Genomic DNA, 2372 nt, shown 5'->3' on the forward strand with positions numbered 1-2372 from the left:
AGGAGCAGGCGGAGCGGACGCCGGACGCCGTGGCCGTGGTCAGCGGGGAGGAGTCGCTGACCTACCGCGCGCTGGACGAGCGGGCGAACCGGCTGGCGCGCCACCTCGTCGGCCTGGGCGTGGGGCCGGAGGCGCGGGTCGCCGTCTGCCTGCGGCGCGGCCCGGAGATGGTGGCCGCGGTCCTCGCCGTGCTGAAGGCGGGCGGGGCGTACGTGCCGCTGGACCCGGGCTATCCGCCGGACCGGCTGGCGTTCATGCTGGCCGACTCCGCCGTGGCGGTGCTGCTGACCGAGGAGAAGCTGCGCGGCCGGCTGGCCGTGCCGGCCGGCGTGGAGGTCGTGAGCGTCGATGGCGATGCGGCGCGGATCGGGGCGGCGGGGGCGGATGCCCTGGAGGGCGCGGCGTCGCCCGGGAGCCTAGCGTACGTGATCTACACCTCCGGCTCCACGGGGAAGCCGAAGGGCGTGATGGTCACCCACGGGAACCTGGTGAGCTCCACCGCCGCCCGCGAGCGCTTCTATCCCGGGAAGGTCGGCGCCTACCTCCTCCTCTCCTCCATCGCGTTCGACAGCGCGGTGGCGGGGGTGTTCTGGACGCTGTGCGGCGGGGGCGCGCTGGTGCTCCCGGGCGAGGACGATCTCGGCGACGCGGAGCGGCTCCGGGCGCTGGCCGACGCCGCCGGCGTCACGCACCTGCTGGCGGTCCCGTCGCTCTACGCCCAGCTCGTCGGCGACGGCGGGGGGTGGGGGAGGACGCTGGAGACGGTGATCGTCGCGGGCGAGCCCTGCCCCCCCGGGCTGGTGGCGCGGCACTGCGAGCGCTTCCCCGGCGTCGCGCTGGTCAACGAATACGGCCCCACCGAGGCGACCGTCTGGAGCAGCGCCCACCGGTGCGGCGCGGACGACGCGGCGGCGGCCGCGGTGCCGATCGGCGCGCCGGTGCCGAACACCCGCGTCTACGTGCTGGACGCGGCGATGCGGCCGGTCCCCGTGGGCGTCGCCGGCGAGCTGTGCGTGGGCGGGGTGCAGGTGGCGCGCGGCTACCTAGGCCGCCCGGCGCTCTCGGCCGAGAAGTTCGTCCCCGACGCCCTGGGCGGCGCGCCGGGCGCGCGGCTGTACCGGACCGGCGACCGGGCGCGGTGGAGGGCGGACGGCACGCTGGAGTTCCTGGGCCGCCTCGACCAGCAGGTGAAGCTCCGTGGCTACCGCATCGAGCCGGGAGAGGTGGAGGCGGTGCTGCGCCGGCACGCCGCCGTGCGCGACTGCGCGGTGGTGGCGCGCGACGACGGGCCCGGCGGGAAGCGGCTGGTGGCGTACGTGGTCGGCGAGGCGGACCCGGAGGCGCTGCGCTCGCACCTGCGGCGGAGCGTGCCGGAGTACATGGTGCCGGGCGCGTTCGTCTTCCTGGAGCGGCTCCTCCTGACCCCGAACGGGAAGCTGGACCGGAAGGCGCTCCCCGCGCCGGAGCGCGCGCCGTCCAGGAGGCGCGCGGAAGCCGGGCTCCGCTCCCCCACGCCGCTGGGGATCGAGCGGGCCGAGAGCCGCGGGACGGGCGGGTTCGGGCGGCGCGAGCTGCGGCTGGGGGCCGGGGAGGCCGGGGCGCTGCAGGCGTGGGCGCACCGGCACGGGCTGACGGTGGACACGCTGGCGCAGGGGGCGTGGGCGCTCCTCCTCTCCCGCTACTCCGGCGAGGCGGACGTGGTGTTCGGGGCCACCGTCTCCGGGCGGCCGGCGGAGCCGGTCGGGGTGGACGAGACGGCGGGGCTCTCCACCCGCACGCTGCCGGTGCGCGTGCGGGTGGGCGAGGACGAGCGGATGGTGGACTGGCTGCGCGCCCTGCAGGCCCGGCAGGCGGAGCCGCGCGGGCACGAGCACTCCCCGCCGGCGCAGGTGCGGCGCCGGAGCGAGGTGCCGGCCGGCACGCCGTTCTCCGGGACCCTCCTCGCCTTCGAGGACGATCCGCGGCGGGAGGCGGCGCTGGAGGAAGGGGCGTGGGAGAGCGTCGAGCAGGGCGGCCATCCCTTCACCCTGACCGTCACGCGGGACGCCGGCCTCACCTTCCGCGCCGTGTTCGACCGCGGCCGGTACGAGGACGAGGCGGTCGCGCGGCTCCTCGGCCACTTCGCCGGGCTGCTGGACCGGATCGCGGCCTCCGGCCCGGAGCTGCGCCTGGCGGACGTGGAGCTCCTGGGCGGCGCGGAGCGCCGGCGGGTGCTGGAGGAATGGAACCGCACGGAAGCCGGGTACCCCGCGCACCGCTGCATCCACCATCTCTTCGAGGAGCAGGCGGAGCGGACGCCGGACGCCGTGGCCGTGGTCAGCGGGGAGGAGTCGCTGACCTACCGCGCGCTGGACGAGCGGGCGAACCGGCTG

The 2372-nt window shown here is 77.2% G+C and carries 1 protein-coding gene; it reads left to right on the forward strand.

The features are described from left to right. The coding region (locus VF746_17365) for an amino acid adenylation domain-containing protein (protein HEX8694195.1) at positions 1-2372 on the forward strand (2372 nt) is incomplete at both ends.

This window comes from Longimicrobium sp. (assembly GCA_036389795.1).
Taxonomy (GTDB): domain Bacteria; phylum Gemmatimonadota; class Gemmatimonadetes; order Longimicrobiales; family Longimicrobiaceae; genus Longimicrobium.